This window comes from Streptomyces sp. BR1, assembly GCF_052373795.1.
Taxonomy (GTDB): Bacteria; Actinomycetota; Actinomycetes; order Streptomycetales; family Streptomycetaceae; genus Streptomyces.
In genome coordinates this window covers 431,272-447,922 of the sequence record NZ_CM126252.1, presented here as the reverse complement: position 1 = coordinate 447,922, position 16,651 = coordinate 431,272, and the positions used below count along the sequence as shown (strand labels likewise).

At 70.5% G+C, this 16,651-nt stretch carries 12 protein-coding genes and 1 pseudogene; 8 read left to right on the top strand and 5 right to left on the bottom strand.

Going from position 1 to position 16,651, the window contains the following annotated elements; genetic code table 11:
* Positions 1–31 precede the first annotated feature (31 nt).
* Together ACT1U9_RS02030 and ACT1U9_RS02025 are read left to right on the top strand one after the other, a co-directional pair.
* On the top strand, positions 32–844 hold the full coding sequence (locus ACT1U9_RS02030) for an SAM-dependent methyltransferase (protein ID WP_444536625.1): 813 nt from the start codon (positions 32–34) through the stop codon (positions 842–844).
* On the top strand, positions 841–3,021 hold the full coding sequence (locus tag ACT1U9_RS02025; protein ID WP_444536624.1) for a putative bifunctional diguanylate cyclase/phosphodiesterase: 2,181 nt from the start codon (positions 841–843) through the stop codon (positions 3,019–3,021). Before ACT1U9_RS02030 ends, ACT1U9_RS02025 begins: the two co-directional genes overlap by 4 nt.
* Before the next feature lie 19 nt (positions 3,022–3,040).
* Here the strand turns inward: ACT1U9_RS02025 and ACT1U9_RS02020 are convergent, their stop codons facing one another.
* Positions 3,041–3,937 carry a LysR family transcriptional regulator gene (locus ACT1U9_RS02020; RefSeq protein WP_444536623.1) on the bottom strand — a complete coding sequence of 299 codons (897 nt, stop codon included), beginning with the start codon at positions 3,935–3,937 and terminating at the stop codon, positions 3,041–3,043.
* Between the two features lie 83 nt (positions 3,938–4,020).
* Here ACT1U9_RS02020 and ACT1U9_RS02015 point away from each other — a divergent pair, with 83 nt between their 5' ends.
* Genes ACT1U9_RS02015 through ACT1U9_RS02005 form a run of 3 tightly spaced genes read left to right on the top strand, consistent with a single transcriptional unit; the run spans position 4,021 to position 7,430 of the window.
* Positions 4,021–4,728 carry a succinate dehydrogenase gene (locus ACT1U9_RS02015; protein ID WP_444536622.1) on the top strand — a complete coding sequence of 236 codons (708 nt, stop codon included), beginning with the start codon at positions 4,021–4,023 and terminating at the stop codon, positions 4,726–4,728.
* Entirely contained in the window at positions 4,729–6,678 is a 1,950-nt protein-coding gene (locus ACT1U9_RS02010) for a fumarate reductase/succinate dehydrogenase flavoprotein subunit (RefSeq protein ID WP_444536621.1), read from the top strand.
* Entirely contained in the window at positions 6,675–7,430 is a 756-nt protein-coding gene (locus ACT1U9_RS02005) for a succinate dehydrogenase/fumarate reductase iron-sulfur subunit (RefSeq protein WP_444536620.1), read from the top strand. Before ACT1U9_RS02010 ends, ACT1U9_RS02005 begins: the two co-directional genes overlap by 4 nt.
* A 47-nt stretch (positions 7,431–7,477) precedes the next feature.
* Here the strand turns inward: ACT1U9_RS02005 and ACT1U9_RS02000 are convergent, their stop codons facing one another.
* From ACT1U9_RS02000 to ACT1U9_RS01985, 4 genes and pseudogenes are all read right to left on the bottom strand, one after another.
* Entirely contained in the window at positions 7,478–8,152 is a 675-nt protein-coding gene (locus tag ACT1U9_RS02000; protein ID WP_444536619.1) for a hypothetical protein, read from the bottom strand.
* Positions 8,153–8,323: 171 nt separating this feature from the next.
* Positions 8,324–10,069, bottom strand: a complete 1,746-nt coding sequence (locus ACT1U9_RS01995) for a carbohydrate binding domain-containing protein (protein ID WP_444536618.1) — start codon at positions 10,067–10,069, stop codon at positions 8,324–8,326.
* A gap of 125 nt (positions 10,070–10,194) precedes the next feature.
* A complete protein-coding gene (locus tag ACT1U9_RS01990; protein ID WP_444536617.1) occupies positions 10,195–12,570 on the bottom strand; it encodes an ATP-binding cassette domain-containing protein in 2,376 nt (791 codons plus the stop codon).
* Positions 12,571–12,579: 9 nt separating this feature from the next.
* Positions 12,580–13,461, bottom strand: a pseudogene (locus tag ACT1U9_RS01985) (MsnO8 family LLM class oxidoreductase); the annotation flags it as partial.
* A gap of 107 nt (positions 13,462–13,568) precedes the next feature.
* On the opposite strand from ACT1U9_RS01985, the gene ACT1U9_RS01980 reads away from it, so the two are divergent.
* The 3 genes from ACT1U9_RS01980 (at position 13,569) to ACT1U9_RS01970 (ending at position 15,983) form a co-directional block, all read left to right on the top strand.
* Positions 13,569–15,077, top strand: coding sequence for a recombinase family protein (locus tag ACT1U9_RS01980; RefSeq protein WP_444536616.1), 1,509 nt, complete (start codon positions 13,569–13,571; stop codon positions 15,075–15,077).
* On the top strand, positions 15,074–15,325 hold the full coding sequence (locus ACT1U9_RS01975) for a hypothetical protein (RefSeq protein WP_444536615.1): 252 nt from the start codon (positions 15,074–15,076) through the stop codon (positions 15,323–15,325). The genes ACT1U9_RS01980 and ACT1U9_RS01975 overlap by 4 nt, the downstream gene beginning before the upstream one ends.
* A 331-nt stretch (positions 15,326–15,656) precedes the next feature.
* On the top strand, positions 15,657–15,983 hold the full coding sequence (locus ACT1U9_RS01970; RefSeq protein ID WP_444536614.1) for a hypothetical protein: 327 nt from the start codon (positions 15,657–15,659) through the stop codon (positions 15,981–15,983).
* The last annotated feature ends 668 nt before the right edge of the window (positions 15,984–16,651 follow it).

The following is a 16,651-nucleotide window of genomic DNA, read 5'->3' as shown; positions in this document are numbered from 1 at the left end:
CATCCCCCGCGGCGAGTTGTTGGAGTCATTGATGGAGCGTCCCGCCTGGGCCCCGACGGGCATCGACATCTCGGTACCGAGCGTGTCCCGCATCTACGACTACTACCTGGGCGGCTCGCACAACTTCGAGGTCGACCGGGAAGCCGCGCGCAAGGCCATGCAGTTCATCCCCGGACTGCCCAAGGTCATGCAGGCGAACCGGGCGTTCATGCGGCGGGCGGTGCGCTTCGCGCTCGACGAGGGCATCACGCAGTTCCTCGACATCGGCTCCGGCATCCCGACCTTCGGCAATGTCCACGAGGTCGCGCAGCGGGCGGACCCCCAGGCGCGGGTGGTCTACGTCGACCACGACCCGGTCGCCGTCGCGCACAGCCGCGCGGTCCTGGAGGGCAACGAGCGGGCCGGCATCGTCGCCGCCGATCTGCGCAAGCCGCGGGACATCCTGGCCAGCCCCGAGGTGCGCCGGCTGCTCGACCTCGATCAGCCGGTCGCCCTGCTGCTAGTGGCGGTGCTGCACTTCCTGGAGGACGAGGACGACCCGTACGCCGCGGTCGCCGAGCTGCGCGACACGCTCGCCCCCGGCAGCATGCTCGTCCTCACCCATGCCGCGTACGAGGGCATCCCGCTCAGCGAGGAGCGCGCGGGCGGCGCGGTGGGCGTCTACCGCAACATCCGCAACCCGCTGGTCATGCGGACCAGCACGGAGATAGCCAGGTTCTTCGACGGGTTCGAGCTGGTCGCGCCGGGCGTGGTCCAGATGCCGATGTGGCGGCCCGAGACCTCGCCGGAGCAGGAAGACCCCTATGCCTTCTCGGGGTTCGCCGGCGTGGGACGCAAAGCGTGAGCACCCCGGCCAAGGCGCAGGGGCAGGGGCAGCCTCTCGATCCCGACGGTCCGGAGTCCAGGCTGAGACGGTTCGCCACGATCTGGAGCCGGGCGATCTTCCCGGTGACCGCGACCTCGCTGACCCGCCCCGAGTTCGAGCAGCACCTGGTCCCGCTGGCCCGCCGCCTCATCGAGGCCCTGCACCGCCGCCACTTCGACCCGGCGCCCGCGCACGAGGTCGGCGCCGAACTGGTCCGCGCCCACTGCACCGACCCCGACGCGCTCAGCCGTACGCTCGGCGTCGTCGACTCGTATCTGGTCCTGTACTGCGGTACGGACCAGGGCCTGCGGGCCGAGGAGGCGCGGGCCCGGTGCGGCCGCCTCCAGCACGCGCTGGCCGCCGGGTTCGCCCAGGCGCTGCGCGAGCGCACCCTGCGCGAGCAGGAGGCCATCGCCCGCTCCGCGCTCTCCGCGCGCAGCGCCGCCGAGGTGGCCCTGCACACCAGCGAGGCCCGGTTCCGCGCGGTCTTCGAGGGCGCCGCCGTCGGCATCGGCATCGCCGACCTCGAAGGCAACGTCCTGGAGGTCAACGAGACCCTCACCCGGATGTTCGGCGGCATCGAGGGCCGCATCCGCAGCCGCAACGTCAGCGAGTGGGTGCACCCCGAGGACGCGCCGCAGGTCTGGCGCCTGTATGAGGAGCTGGTGCGCGGCGAGCGCGACCACTACCGGGTCGACAAGCCGTACTACCGGGGCGACGGCACCGTGCTGTGGACCAATCTGACGGTCTCGCTGCTGCGCGACGCCGAGGGGCGCCCGCAGTACCAGCTGGCGCTTTTGGAGGACACCACCGAGCGGCGGCTGCTCAATCTGCGGCTGCGCTACGAGGCCACCCACGACGCGCTGACCGGGCTGCCCAACCGCACGCTGTTCTTCGAGCGCTTGGAGAAGGCGCTGGCGGCGGGCGAGGGCAGGCGGTTCGGGCTCTGCTATCTCGACCTCGACGGCTTCAAGGCGGTCAACGACAGCCTCGGCCACTCGGCGGGCGACCGGCTCCTGGTGGAGGTCGCCGACCGGCTGCAGAGCTGCGCGACCGGGCCCGGCGAGATGGTGGCCCGGCTCGGCGGCGACGAGTTCGTGGCCCTGACCACCGGTACCGACACCCTGCGCGAGGTCGACGAACTGGCTTCGCGCATCCTCGGCGTGCTCTCCGCGCCGATCCGCCTCGACGGCCGTGAGCTCACCGTGCGCGGCTCCATCGGCGTGGTCGAGGGCCCGGCGGGCGAGCGCGGCGCGGCCGAGGTGCTGCGCAGCGCCGACATCACGATGTACCGGGCGAAGGCGGCGGGCGGCAACCGTTTCGAGCGGGCCGACCCGGAGGCCGACGCGCGCGCGATCACCCGGCACGGGCTCACCAACGCGCTGCCGGCGGCGCTTGAGCGCGGCGAGTTCTTCATCGAGTACCAGCCGCTGGTGCACCTCGGCGACGGCAGCGTGCACGGGGCGGAGGCGCTGGTGCGCTGGTCGCATCCGCAGCACGGGGTCCTGGGGCCGGACCATTTCATTCCGCTCGCCGAGCACACCGGTCTGATCGTGCCGCTCGGCCGCTGGGTGATGGCCGAGTCGGTACGCCAGGCGCGGTTCTGGCAGGAGCGCCACCCCGGCTCACGGGCGGGCGGCCCGCTGCGGATCAATGTGAACCTGTCGCCGACCCAGCTCCACCACCCCGGCCTGGTAGCCGACACGGTGGAGGTCCTGGAGCGCTCCGGCCTCGAACCGGGCGCGCTGTGCCTGGAGGTCACCGAGTCCGCGCTCATCGGCGCCGACGACGACCTGTTGAAGCCGCTGCGCCAACTCGCCGACATGGGCGTGGACATCGCGCTCGACGACTTCGGCACCGGCTACTCCAACCTCGCCAATCTGCGCAGGCTGCCGGTGAGCGTGCTCAAGCTGGACCGCTCGTTCACCCAGTCCATGCAGCAGCACCCGGCCGACCCGGTCGACATCAAGATCGTCGAGGGCATCGTCTCGCTCGCCCACAGCCTCCAACTGGCCGTCACCGTCGAGGGGGTGGAGACCGGGGCGCAGGCCGAGCAGCTGCGCGCGCTCGGCTGCGACACCGCGCAGGGCTGGTACTACGCCCGCCCCGGCGCCCCCGACCGCATCCACTCGCTCGCCCTGGTGGACGCGGTCTGACCCCACGGTGGCGCCGCGCTCAGGCCTGGCCCTTGCCGATGCCGAGCAGGACCCGCTGCAACTCCCGTGCGGCGCGCGGCGGGTCCACGTCGCTGCGGTGCGCGAGCGCGATAGTACGGCGAAGCCCGGGGCGGGCCAGCGGCGTCACCCGCAGCTCGCGGCCCGCCCGGGCGGCCACCATGCTCGGCACCACCGCGATGCCGAGCCCGGCCCGTACGAAACCGAGCACCGCGTCCATCTCGCCGCCCTCGACGGTGAACGACGGCTCGAACCCCTCGGCGCGACAGGCGGCCACGGTCAGCTCCCGCAGGTCGTAGCCGTGCCGGAACATCACGAGCGGCGCGTCGCGCAGATCGCGGACGCGGACGAACTCGCCCGGGCCCGGCGGCGGTTCGGTGGCCGCCGAGACCACCACCAGGTCCTCGTGGAAGAGCTCGACGCTGGTCAGCGCGGGCGAGCCGGGCGGCAGCGGCAGCACCACGAGCGCCAGGTCGAGGGCGCCGCGCGCCAGTTCCCGTACGAGATCGTGCGAGCCGCCCTCCTCGATGAGGAGCTGGATGCCGGGATGACGGCCGTGGAAGGCGCGCAGCACCTCGGGAAGCAGCCCGGTGCACAGGCTCGGCGTGGCGCCGAGGCGGACCCGGCCGCGCCGCAGCTGAGCCAGCTCCTGCACCTCGATGCGGGCGGTGTCGGCGTCGGCGAGGATGCGGCGGGCGAGCGGGAGCAGTGCCTCGCCCGCGTCGGTGAGCGCGATGTTGCCCCGGGCGCGGCTGAACAGCTCGGCGCCGAGCTCCTTCTCCAGCGCCCTGATCTGCTGGGACAGCGAGGGCTGGGAGACATGCACCTGCTCGGCGGCGCGGGTGAAGTGGCGCGTCTCGGCGACGGCCACGAAGTACAGGAGCTGCTGGAACTGCATTGACCCACGATAGTCTATGGCTATCGATTTGAGCAGATCCATGTCTTGGACCTCTCGGGACCTCCGGCCCTAGCGTCTATGGCATGGCTCTGGCAACGCGGACGGACCGAAAACCGTCCTTGACGCGCACCGTGTGGGACTCGACCGTCGGCAAGAAGACGGTCATGGCCGTCAGCGGACTGATCATGCTGTCCTACCTGGCCGTCCACATGTTCGGCAACCTCAAGATCTTCTTCGGTGCGGGCGACTTCAACTCCTACGCGCACTGGCTGCGCACCATCGGGGAGCCGTTCCTGCACCACGAGTGGGCGCTCTGGATCATCCGCGTGGTGCTGGTCGCCGCGGTCGTCGCGCACGCGGTGTCCGCGTACCAGCTGAGCCGGCGCGACATCCGGGCCCGCCCCCAGCAGTACGTGCACAAGCGGCCGCGCGCCACCTATGCCACCCGCACCATGCGCTGGGGCGGGATCATCCTCGGGCTGTTCGTCGTCTGGCACATCCTCGACCTCACGACCGGGACCGTGCACTCCGGCGGCTTCCAGTCCGGGCACCCGTACCAGAACGTGGTGGACACCTTCTCCACCTGGTACGGCGACGTCATCTACATCGTGGCGATGCTCGCGCTCGGCCTGCACATCCAGCACGGCTTCTGGAGCGCGGCCCAGACCCTCGGCGCGGGCAGCGCCGCCCGCGACCGGATCCTCAAGACCTGCGCCAACGTCCTCGCGCTGGTGCTGACCCTCGGCTTCATCGCCGTACCCGTCGCCGTCATGACCGGAGTGGTGAGCTGAATGACCCCGTACACCGACTACGCGCTCGGCGAGCCGATCACCGACACCAGGGCCCCGACCGGGCCCGTCGCCGAGCGCTGGGACACCCGCCGCTTCGAGGCGAAGCTGGTCAACCCGGCCAACCGCCGCAAGCACACCGTGATCGTCGTCGGCACCGGCCTCGCGGGCGGCTCGGCGGGCGCGACCCTGGCCGAACAGGGCTACCACGTCGTCCAGTTCTGCTTCCAGGACTCCCCGCGCCGCGCCCACTCCATCGCCGCGCAGGGCGGTATCAACGCGGCCAAGAACTACCGCAACGACGGCGACTCCATCCACCGCCTCTTCTACGACACCGTCAAGGGCGGCGACTTCCGGGCGCGGGAGTCCAACGTCCACCGCCTCGCCCAGATCTCGGTCGAGATCATCAACCAGTGCGTGGCGCAGGGCGTGCCGTTCGCCCGTGAGTACGGCGGACTCCTCGACACCCGCTCCTTCGGCGGCGTCCAGGTCTCCCGTACGTTCTACGCCCGCGGCCAGACCGGACAGCAACTGCTGCTCGGCGCCTACCAGGCGCTGTCGCGTCAAATCGCCGCCGGGAACGTCGAGTTGCACGCCCGCACCGAGATGCTGGACCTGATCGTGGTGGACGGCCGGGCGCGCGGCATCGTCGCCCGCGACCTGGTCACCGGCCGGATCGACACGTATTTCGCGGACGCGGTGGTGCTCGCTAGCGGCGGCTACGGCAACGTCTTCTACCTCTCCACCAACGCGATGAACTCCAACGCGACCGCGATCTGGCGGGCCCACCGCCGGGGCGCCTACTTCGCCAACCCCTGCTTCACCCAGATCCACCCCACCTGCATCCCGCGCACGGGCGAGCACCAGTCCAAGCTGACCCTGATGAGCGAGTCGCTGCGCAACGACGGCCGCATCTGGGTGCCGAAGGCCAAGGGCGACACCCGCCCCGCCGCCGAGATCCCCGAGGACGAGCGCGACTACTACCTGGAGCGCATCTACCCGTCCTTCGGCAACCTCGTCCCGCGCGACATCGCCTCGCGCGCGGCCAAGAACGTCTGCGACGAGGGACGCGGCGTCGGCCCCGGCGGCCAGGGCGTCTACCTCGACTTCGCGGACGCCATCGCGCGGATGGGCCGCGACAAGGTCGAGGAGAAGTACGGCAACCTCTTCGACATGTACGAGCGGATCACCGCCGAGAACCCGTACGAGGTCCCGATGCGGATCTATCCCGCCGTGCACTACACGATGGGCGGGCTGTGGGTCGACTACGACCTCCAGACCACCATCCCCGGCCTGTTCGCGATCGGCGAGGCCAACTTCTCCGACCACGGCGCCAACCGGCTCGGCGCCTCCGCGCTGATGCAGGGCCTGGCCGACGGCTACTTCGTACTGCCGTCAACGATCGGCGACTACCTGGCCCGCAACCCCAATCAGGCACCGGTCGCCGCCGACCATCCGGCGGTCGCCGAAGCCGTCGCCGAGACCGAGGACCGGCTCCACCTGCTGCTCGCCGTCGACGGCGACCGCACCCCCGACTCCTTCCACCGCGAGATCGGTGAACTGATGTGGGAGTACTGCGGGATGGCCCGCACGGAGGAGGGGCTGCGCAAGGCGCTGGAGCGGATCCCGCAGATCCGCGAGGAGTTCTGGCGCCGCATCAAGGTCCCGGGCACCGGCGAGGAGTTCAACCAGTCGCTGGAGAAGGCCAACCGCATCGTCGACTATCTGGAGCTCGCCGAGCTGATGTGCCTCGACGCGCTGCACCGCGCCGAGTCCTGCGGCGGCCATTTCCGCGAGGAGTCCCAGACCCCGGACGGCGAGGCGGAGCGCCGGGACGAGGAGTTCTCGTACGCGGCCGCCTGGGAATTCGCGGCCAATGGCGCCGCACCTGTCCTGCACAAGGAAGACCTTGTCTTCGAGTACGTCCACCCCACCCAGCGGAGCTACGCATGAAGCTCACCCTGCGCGTCTGGCGGCAGCGGAACGCCGACGCCGACGGAGCGATGTCCACGTACGAAGTGGACGGCATCTCGACCGACATGTCGTTCCTCGAAATGCTCGACACGCTCAACGAGGAGCTCATCCTCAAGGGCGAGGACCCGGTCGCCTTCGACCACGACTGCCGCGAGGGCATCTGCGGCGCGTGCAGCCTGGTCATCAACGGCGACGCGCACGGCCCCGAGCGCACCACCAGCTGCCAGCTGCACATGCGCTCGTTCCGGGACGGCGACACCATCGACGTCGAGCCGTGGCGCGCGGCCGCCTTCCCGGTGGTCAAGGACCTGGTGGTGGACCGCTCGGCGTTCGACCGGATCATCCAGGCGGGCGGCTACATCAGCGCCCCGACAGGTGCCGCGCCCGAGGCGCACGCGACGCCCGTGCCCAAGCCGGACGCCGACTTCGCCTTCGAGCACGCCGAGTGCATCGGCTGCGGCGCTTGTGTGGCGGCCTGCCCCAACGGCTCGGCGATGCTGTTCACTTCGGCCAAGATCAACCATCTGAACGTCCTGCCGCAGGGCGCGCCCGAGCGTGAGACGCGGGTGCTCGACATGGTGGGCCAGATGGACGCGGAGGGGTTCGGCGGCTGCACTCTGACCGGCGAGTGCGCCACCGCCTGCCCCAAGGGCATCCCGCTGCCGTCGATCGCGGCGATGAACAAGGAGTGGCTGCGGGCGACCCGTAAGGCCAGGAAGGTCGGCCGCTAGGACCGGGAAGGTCGGCCGCTGAGCGACCGACCTCCAAAGGACCCGGTTCAGCTGGTCACGGTGATCTGCTGGGTCGGGTCGGTCGTGTCCGTGACGTTGTACGTGGCCGAGAAGGTGGCCGTCTGGTTGCCGGTGGGGCAGAGGAAGCCGCCGCTCACCACGGCGTCCACCGGCGCGCCGCTGATCGCCAGCGTCGACGGCGAGCCGTTGGTCCAACTGCCGGAGACCGTGGTGGGCCCGTTGGGCGAGGCGGTGATCGTGCAGTTGGCGAGGCCGCTGGTCTGCATCACCACCCCGCCCTGCGGCATGGTCAGCCCGGCCGAGATCGCCGAGTCGTACTGGGCGCCGATGCTCCAGGGCCCGTTGGTGGAGTTGCTGGAGACGGTGACACCGACCCCGCCGATGCTCGTGCTGCAGTTGTCGAAGGTCGGCGGGTTGATGGTGGCGGAGACGGGCCCGGCGTCGTTGTGGTTGTCGGGGTCGGCCGGGACCTGGTTGTTCGCGTCGCCGGTGGGGACGGACGCGGAGACCGTGCATGTCATGGTGGTGGACCCGGCCGTGAAGACGGCCGTGCCGCTGAGCTGGGCGGAGAAGGAGTCGCCGGCGGGGGTGACGGTGGTGGAGCTCGCCGCGAGGGCACTGGCGGCGGTGGTGGCACCGAGCGTGAGAGCGGCTGCGGCGGCCAGTAACGCCGCCGGGGTACGGAATCTTCGGACTGCCATGGGGGGCTCCTCGGTCGAATGACTTCGATGGTGTGGGGGTGCGAGGAGGAACGCTTGTGAACTTGAGAGTAAGTCCGGTTCTACGGGACGAACAGCTGATGACCCGCCAGTAATTGACGGGCCATCAGCTTGTTCTGTGAAGTGGGTGTGCTACTGATCGCAAGGGGGCGATCAGGCCACCGAGAAGTCGTCCCCGTAGACCGGGCTCTGCCCGTACCAGCCGTGCAGATAGACGGTGACCGTGCCCGAGGAGCCGGTGGTGAACGGGACCGTCAGTCTGGCCCACCCCGACGAGCTGGTCCAGGTCGACGCCGAGGCCGAGCCGCGCACCCCGAGATAGGCGTAGTCGCCCTGCACCCAACCGCTGAGTGTGTACGCGGTGTTGGGCTTCAGGGTGAGCGTCTGGGTGCACTCGCCGGTCTGCGAGGAGCTGGGTGCGGTCTTCACCGCGTACGAGCCGCCGTGCACCGGGCTGGAGACCACCGCGCCGCCGCTCTCGCAGGTCCAGGGCGCCAGCGACCCGCTCTCGAAGCCGCCGTTGACCAGCGCGCCGCTGCCGCCCGAGCCGGAGACGGTGAGGGTGAGGGTGGTGGAGTGCGCGAGCGTCCCGGCCGAACCCGTGATCGTGAGCGGGTATGTGCCGGTCGCCGCCGACGCCGAGGCGCTGACGGTGAGTTGGGCCGAACCGCCCGCCGTGACCGAGGACGGGCTGAGCGAGGCCGTCACACCGGCGGGCGCGCCCGTGGCGGTCAGAGCCACGGTCTTGGCGTTGCCGGAGGTGACCGCGGTGCTCACCGTGGCCGTGGTGGAGCCGCCGGGCGCGACGGACGCCGAACCGGGCGCCACCGCCACCGAGAAATCGTCGCTGACCGGTCCGCCGCCCCCGGTGAACGGCTCGAAGGTGTGGCTGAAGTACCAGGTGTCCTGGGTGATGCCGGAGCAGGTGTCGGAGCCGCCGGTGCCCGGGCAGCTGCCGTTGTCGCGCTGGAGCGCCCAGAAGGAGAGGGTGTTGATGCCCTTGGCGACAGCCCAGTTGTAGACCGCGGTCGCGTCGGCGGTGGTGAACGTCTCGGCGGCGCCGTAGTCGTCGATGCCCGGCATCTCGGTGACGCCGATCGTGCCCCACAGCTGCGCGGGCGTCTTCGACGGGTAGAGCGAGGCCAGCTGGTCGTAGAGCCCGGTGGCGGCGCTCTGGGTGTCGTTGGCCATGTTGTGGGTGGCGCCGTCGTAGTAGTCGAACGTCATGATGTTGACGACATCGACCTTGGCGCCGTACGTGTTGGCGCTCTGCAGCACCGCGAGGCCGCTGCTCGCCAGGCCGCTCGTGGTGGTGGGCAGGGTGTAGGAGATCTGCACGGTGCGGCCGTTGGCGGCGGCCCAGTCCCGCACCTTCTTGATCGCCTGGTTGCGCCGGTCGATCCCGGCCTTGTTGGTCAGGGAGTTGTCCTCGATGTCCATGTCGAGCCGCGAGAGGTCGTACGTGGTGATGACCTTCTCGTACGCGGCCGCGATGGAGTCCACATCGGTGCAGCTGTCGGCGATCTCCGTGCCGCCGTTGTCGGCCGCGTAACCGCCGAAGGACGGGATGACGTCGCCGCCTCGGGAACGGATCGTGGTGATGTCCGCGCCGAAGGTGGACGACGAGATGGGCTGGCTGGTCCTGCCGTTCCAGTACGGGGTGCACGAGCCCTTGGCGTCGCTCTGGACGAAGGCCATGGTCAGGTACTTGGCGCCGGACTTCTGCGCCAGGTCGGCCGGGCTGTCGGAGGAGTACGCCTCGAAGTAGGGCGCGAAGACATGGGCGGGCAGCGGGGTCGCGGCCTGCGCGCCCGTGCCGGTGCCGAGGACGAGGCCGGCGGAGGCGGCGACGGTGGCGAGGGTGGTGAGAAGTGCGCGGGCGGATCTCGGGCGTCTCATCGGTGCTCCCGGACGGAAGGAGGGAACGGAGCGGACGCCTCATGATTGGTCTGGACCAGGTGTCGGTCAAGGGTCCAGACCAATTCATTCCGTGCTGTTTGCCGACGATCCCAAGTCGCCTGTGCTCAGCGGCCGTTGAGCTCCTTGCCGAGATACGGCGCCGTGCGTCCGGCCCCGGACGCGGCCACCTCGCGCGGCGTCCCCGCCGCCACGATCCGTCCGCCCTCGTCCCCGCCGCCCGGCCCGAGGTCCACGACCCAGTCGGCGCCCGCGACCACCGTCATGTCGTGCTCGACCACGACCACCGAGTGGCCCGCGTCGACCAGGCCGTGCAACTGGCGCAGCAGGACCTCGACATCGGCCGGATGCAGACCGGTGGTGGGCTCGTCGAGCAGATAGAGCGTGTGCTCGCGCCGTCCGCGCTGGAGCTCGGAGGCCAGCTTGATGCGCTGGGCCTCGCCGCCGGAGAGCTCGGTGGCGGGCTGGCCGAGCCGCAGATAGCCGAGGCCCACATCGAGCAGCGCCGTCAGACTGCGGGCGGCGGCCGGGGTGTCGGCGAAGAACTCCGCCGCCGCCTCCACGGTCAGGTCCAGCACTTCCGCGATCGTGCGGCCCCGGTGGGCTACCTCCAGCGTCTCGGGGTTGTAGCGCGCGCCATGGCAGTCCGGGCAAGGTGCGTACGTACTCGGCAGGAAGAGCAACTCGACCGAGACGAACCCCTCGCCCTGACAGGTCTCGCAGCGCCCGCCCGCGACATTGAAGGAGAACCGGCCCGCCTTGTAACCGCGCGCCCGCGCCTCTTCGGTGTCGGTGAAGAGCTTGCGTACGACGTCGAAGAGTCCGGTGTACGTGGCGAGGTTGGACCGGGGTGTACGGCCGATCGGCTTCTGATCCACCGTCACCAGCCGTCCCACACCCGGAAGTTCCTCGGTGACCGCGCCCACCAAGGTGGACTTCCCGGAGCCCGACACGCCGGTCACCGCCGTGAACACCCCTAGTGGCAGCCGCGCTTCGAGGCCGCGCAGATTGTGCCGGGTGACCGGGCCGACGGTGAGCCATCCGGACGGCTCGCGCACCTCCCGTACCGGCCCGGCCGAGCGGTCGAAGAGGAAGCGGCGGGTCTGCGAGTCGGCGACCTCGGCGAGGGCCTGCGGCGGACCGCTGTGCAGCACCTGGCCGCCGTGCACACCGGCGCGCGGGCCCACGTCCACCAGCCAGTCCGCGTGCCGCACCACATCGAGGTGGTGCTCGACGACGAACACCGAGTTCCCGGCGCCCTTCAGCCGGTCCAGGACCGTGAGCAGCGCCTCCGTGTCGGCCGGGTGCAGCCCCGCCGACGGCTCGTCCAGGACGTACACCACTCCGAAGAGCCCGGACCGCAGCTGGGTCGCGAGCCGCAGCCGCTGGAGCTCACCGGCCGAGAGCGTGGGCGCGGTCCGGTCCAGGCTCAGATAGCCCAGACCCAGCTCCGCGACGGGCGCGATACGGCCGAGCAGATCGGCCGTGAGGACATCGGCCGTGGGGCCGCCGTCGGCCGAACGCAGCACCTCGGCAAGGGAGTTGAGTGGAAGCGCCGCCAGCTCGGTGATCGTGCGGCCCGCGAAGGTGACCGCCATGGCTTCCGTCCGCAGCCGCCCCCCGCCGCACACCGGGCACTCGGCGCTGGTCAGAAACCGCTCGGCCTTGGTCCGCAGCGTCGCGCTCTTGCTCTGCGCGAATGTCTTCATCACATAGTGGCGCGCGCTCATATACGTGCCCTGGTACGGGCGTTGGATGCGGCCCGCCTCGCGCACCGGGTCCACGGTGACCACCGGCTGCTCGTCCGTGAACAGGATCCAGTCGCGGTCCTTCTGATCCAGCTCGCGCCAGGGCCGGTCGACGTCGTACCCCAGCGTGTCGAGTACATCGCGCAGGTTCTTGCCCTGCCAGGCGCCCGGCCACGCGGCGATCGCACCGTCGCGGATGGACAGCGAAGGGTCGGGGACCAGCAGTTCCTCGGTGGTGCGGTGGATCCGGCCGAGGCCCTGGCACTCGGGGCACGCCCCGGCAGCCGTGTTGGGCGAGAAGGCGTCCGAGTCGAGGCGCGGCGCGCCCGGCGGGTAGGTGCCCGCGCGCGAGAACAGCATCCGCAGCGAGTTGGAGAGCGTGGTGACCGTGCCGACCGAGGAGCGCGAGGTGGGCGAGGAGCGGCGCTGCTCCAGGGAGACGGCGGGCGGCAGCCCCGAGATCTCGGCGACCTTCGGCGCGCCCACCTGGTGGATCAGCCGACGCGCGTACGGCGCCACGGACTCGAAATAGCGCCGCTGGGCCTCCGCGTAGATCGTCCCGAAAGCGAGCGAGGACTTGCCCGAGCCGGACACACCGGTGAACACGGCCAGCGCGTCCCGGGGGATGTCCACGTCGACCCCGCGCAGATTGTGCTCGCGTGCGCCCCGGACCCGTACGTACGGATCGTGGGCGCGGGCAGATGGCTCGGTGTCGGGTCGCGCGGGGCTTTGCATACCGGAATTCTAGGCGGATGCGCTGGTCAGGCCCGCGAGCCGGGCAAGCCGGCGGTAGGAGTCGAGCATGGCCGTGCGGTCGTACGTACTCGTGGTGACCAGGTACTCGTTGGCCGCGCTGCGCGCGAGCAGCTTCTCCAGGGCGTCGGCGACCTCGTCCTCGGTGCCGTGGATCTGGCCCCGCAGCGCCTCCTCGAAGAGCGTCCGCTCACGGTCGGTCATCGTCACGGCCCCGATGTCCTCGGCGGGGGAGAGCGGCGGGAACGCGCCCCGGGTGCGCGAGTACGCCGTCGACCACGCCTCGGGGAGCAGGACGCGGTGGGCCTCCTCGGTGGTGGCCGCGACCGCGACCGTTCCGGAGAGCACCACATACGGGCGCTCGCTCCAGGCCGAGGGGCGGAAGGCCGCGCGGTAGTCGTCGATGACCCGCAGCATCGCGTCCTCGCCGCGCACATTGGCGATGACCAGCGGCAGCCCCGCCTCGGCGGCGAGCAGGGCGCCCTGGCCGGTGGCGAGCACGAACGCCGGGACGCGCAGGCCCTCGGCGGGGCGCGCGTGCACCTGCGGATGGGCCCTCTGCGTTCCGTCGAAGTAGCCCAGGAGCTCGGTCAGCTGACCCGGGAACGCGTCGGCGTCCTCCTTGTCGCGGCCCAGCGCCTTGCGGATCCCGTCCGTGAACCCGACCGAGCGGCCCAGGCCCATGTCGATCCGCCCGGGGAACAGCGACTCCAGCACCCCGAACTGCTCGGCCACGACGAGGGGTTGATGGTTGGGGAGCATGACCCCGCCCGTACCGACCCGGATCGTCGAGGTCGCGGCGGCGACAGCGGCGGCGAGCACGGTCGGGGCGGAGCCCGCGACGCCGGGGACGCTGTGGTGCTCGGAGACCCAGGTCGGTTGCGCACCCTGCTACCACCCGGGATGCGCGCCGAACGCGCAGGTCAGAGGCTAGATACATGCGCGCGAGGAAGACGGACGACCGGCCAGAGGTAGACCTCTTGCTCCGGAAGTCCAAGGTTGTCCGGGAGGGAGAGCACGCCCTCTCCATCCGGGCCCAAGAGGACCGGGGCCGCCAGTGGGCGGACCAGGAGGGTTACCGGGTCCGCAAGGTCTGGAAAGAGAACCTGTCGGCGTGGTCGGACATCGAGCGGCCCAAGTACGACGCCGCCATGGACGCTGTCCTAAACGGTGAGGTCCCGGCCCTGTGGTGCGCTGCGCTGGACCGGTTCAGCCGGAAGGGGATCGAGGCCATCGGGCCCATCCTCGGTAAGGCCCGGGTGATCTTCGATTACGAGCAGCTAGACAGCTCCATCGAGCGTGACCGCCGCTGGATCATCCAGCGCGCCGAGGACGCCCGCGAGTACTCCCAGCGGCTGAGCCACAACGTGAAGACGACCAAGGCCCGGCAACAGCGCGAGGGCAAGTGGCTCGGTAAGGCCCCGTACGGCGTAGTGGTCGACCCCGTCACCCGGAAGGTGTCACCGGACACCAAACGGCGTAAGGGCGAGAAGCTGACCCCGTGGGCGGTCATCGTCCGGATCTTCAAGAGCATCGCCGGGGGCACGTCGTCCCGCGCGCTGGCCATCGAGTTCAACGCTGCGGGCATCCCTTCCCCGTCCGGCGGGACGTGGCGGGCGAACACCATCGGCCGCATCGTCCACCACCCTGTCTACTGCGGGTGGCTCACCGTGGCATCCGGCAACAGCCACAAGCCCGCCAAGTACCTTGACGACAAGGGCAAGCCGGTGCGCTGCGTCGAGCCCGGCACGGTGCGGAAGATGATCCCGGAGAAGACCGCCGAGAAGGCGCGGGCATCGCTGGCCGGACACATCGTCCGCCCCAAGGAACAGTCACAGGGCCGACGTTGGTACCCGCTGGCCGGACTCCTGTACTGCGCATCGTGCGGGTTGAAGATGGTGGCCGACGGCCCCAACTACCGCTGTCAGCTCAAGCCGCAGGGTGGGGCGTGCAAGGCCCCGGCGTCGGTCTACCGCAGCGCGATCGAGCGGTACGTGTTCGCGGAGTGGGCGGGCCGACTCGGCGGGCTGGAGATGGGCGACCCGCTCATGGTCGTCGTGGCGGAGCGCTGGCAGGCCCTCCACGCCCCGAAGGAGACCACGGCCATCCGGGAGGCCCTGTCGGCCGTCAAGGCAGCCGAGGCGGCGCTAGAGGCGTTCCACGCCGACGACCGGGCAGGGTTCTACAAGGGCCGATCCGCGCGCTACCGGCTCCCCGCGAAGCAGGAGGCAGAGAACCGGCTCACGGCAGCCGAGGAGCAGCTAGCCGAACTGCGCGGCCCCGCTGTGGACTTGACCGCGTTCACCGACTCAGGCCACTTCCGGGGCCTGTGGGAGGCCGCCAGCGAGGCCGACAAGGGCGACTTGCTGCGGTTGGCCATCGACCGCGTGACCGTGTGCAAGGCCGACGAGGGGAACACCGGCCTACCGTTCAACGGCGAGGCTCGCACCGCGATCCACTGGGCGACTGTCGAGGAGGCCGCAGCATGAGTGAGCAAGAGTCCCCCGAAGCGATGGCGTGGTGTGCCCGCGCCGCCCGCCACGATCGCGTGCTGTTTGCGTGGTGGCAGCGGTACGCCGAGGCCATGGAGGCGGGCGAGCTGACCCCGCCGACACCGCCGGGCCGCCGGGAGTGCGACGTATGCACGCTGCCCGTGCCGAACTGGCGCAAGGGCCCGCGTCGCCGCTGGTGCTCTCCGGAGTGTGAGACGAAGGCGAGGCAGGCGGGGGAAGCGTGAGCCGCTGAGCGGCCGTCTGCGGGCCCCGTGGGGCCGTTCTGGAGTCTGGCACTCCGGGGCGGCCCCTTTGCCGTTCCTGGGGCTGCTGAGCGGCTGTGACCGCCCGCGCTTACCTCAGACGCGGCGGGGTGTCACAGCCCCCACTTAACGCCCCTGAGAGGCGGTACCCCCGCCCCCACTCAACCCATCGGACGGCGGGCGTACCCCGGCCGCCACTGAACATCTACGACCGACCCCCGGCCCGCGCTGGGGGTCTCTTCATTTGTCCTCTGGTCACGCAATCGAATTGCGCCACAGAGGGTCCCGGAAGCCACGACGAAAGGCGAACAACGTGACGCAGCGAGAGACGATCCAGAGCATCCAGACCAGCCGACTTGGAGAGGTGGAGCGGGCCGCCGAGGAGGCAAGCGCCGCGATTGCCAATGTCGTCAGCGCGTGGGTTGACCGGCGGGACGACGACGTCATACCGCACGCGATGGACGCACAGCGGGCGGTCGATGGGCTCTCCGCGACCCTAAAAGCACTGGTCAGCGTGCCGCCGCGCTGCGAGGGACCGAACTGCGGCACTCCGGTCACTCAGACCCCCGGCGGTGGCCGCGTCCGCCGATTCTGCGGTGCGACCTGCCGACAGCGGGCCCGCCGCTCCCGCGCACGCTGACCCCGGACGTTACGAAGCTCAGCAAAACCACCCCTTCATCTCTTCTTTCTCCAACTAGCTCTAGAGGAAGTAGAACCAGAGGGGTGGTTTTCCTGCGATACGTAACAACCGCCCGAGAGGGCGAGATTGAGAGATCCCGATGCGCAGGATGCGCGGGCTGTGCGGACACTGTGACGCGCAGATACCTAACTACCGAACCAACAAGCTGTATTGCTCGCTTACATGCAAGGACCTGGCGAAGGATGCACGCCGCCGTCGAGCTGGCGGGCCGCGCTACCTCGTATGCCGAGACTGCGGCGATGAGGCACAGGTGGAGGACGGGCGGGCCGTTCGCTGTGATGACTGCCGGGATGAGCATTCGGCGGCCGTGTGGCGCAGGCAGTGTGACGCCCCGTATGCCGCCGAGGTGCCGTGCCAGCGGAAGGGGTGCGGCAAGCCGGTCGGCGGAGGAGTGCCGGGCCGTCGTCGCCGGTACTGCTCGGATGCTTGCCGACAGGCGGCGTACCGGGTGCGAGCGATAGCAGCGCGGGCGGCCCGTCCCGCTGATTCCTGCACCGAGTTGGGGAACTGTCACGGTCGGGCCGGCAATCGTGACACCTCCTGAACGAGGGCGAGTTGCTGCACCACCGAAACCCGAGGCTCCGTCAACTCGACGGAGCCTTTTCCAT

Excerpts from the sequence above, each read along its gene's own strand:
- ACT1U9_RS02005 (WP_444536620.1), top strand. The coding sequence starts at position 6,675 with ATGAAGCTCACCCTGCGCGTCTGGCGGCAGCGGAACGCCGACGCCGAC.
- ACT1U9_RS01995 (WP_444536618.1), bottom strand. The coding sequence starts at position 10,069 with ATGAGACGCCCGAGATCCGCCCGCGCACTTCTCACCACCCTCGCCACC.
- ACT1U9_RS01990 (WP_444536617.1), bottom strand. The coding sequence starts at position 12,570 with ATGCAAAGCCCCGCGCGACCCGACACCGAGCCATCTGCCCGCGCCCAC.
- ACT1U9_RS01975 (WP_444536615.1), top strand. The coding sequence starts at position 15,074 with ATGAGTGAGCAAGAGTCCCCCGAAGCGATGGCGTGGTGTGCCCGCGCC.
- ACT1U9_RS02015 (WP_444536622.1), top strand. The coding sequence starts at position 4,021 with ATGGCTCTGGCAACGCGGACGGACCGAAAACCGTCCTTGACGCGCACC.
- ACT1U9_RS02000 (WP_444536619.1), bottom strand. The coding sequence starts at position 8,152 with ATGGCAGTCCGAAGATTCCGTACCCCGGCGGCGTTACTGGCCGCCGCA.
- ACT1U9_RS02030 (WP_444536625.1), top strand. The coding sequence starts at position 32 with ATGGAGCGTCCCGCCTGGGCCCCGACGGGCATCGACATCTCGGTACCG.
- ACT1U9_RS02020 (WP_444536623.1), bottom strand. The coding sequence starts at position 3,937 with ATGCAGTTCCAGCAGCTCCTGTACTTCGTGGCCGTCGCCGAGACGCGC.
- ACT1U9_RS02010 (WP_444536621.1), top strand. The coding sequence starts at position 4,729 with ATGACCCCGTACACCGACTACGCGCTCGGCGAGCCGATCACCGACACC.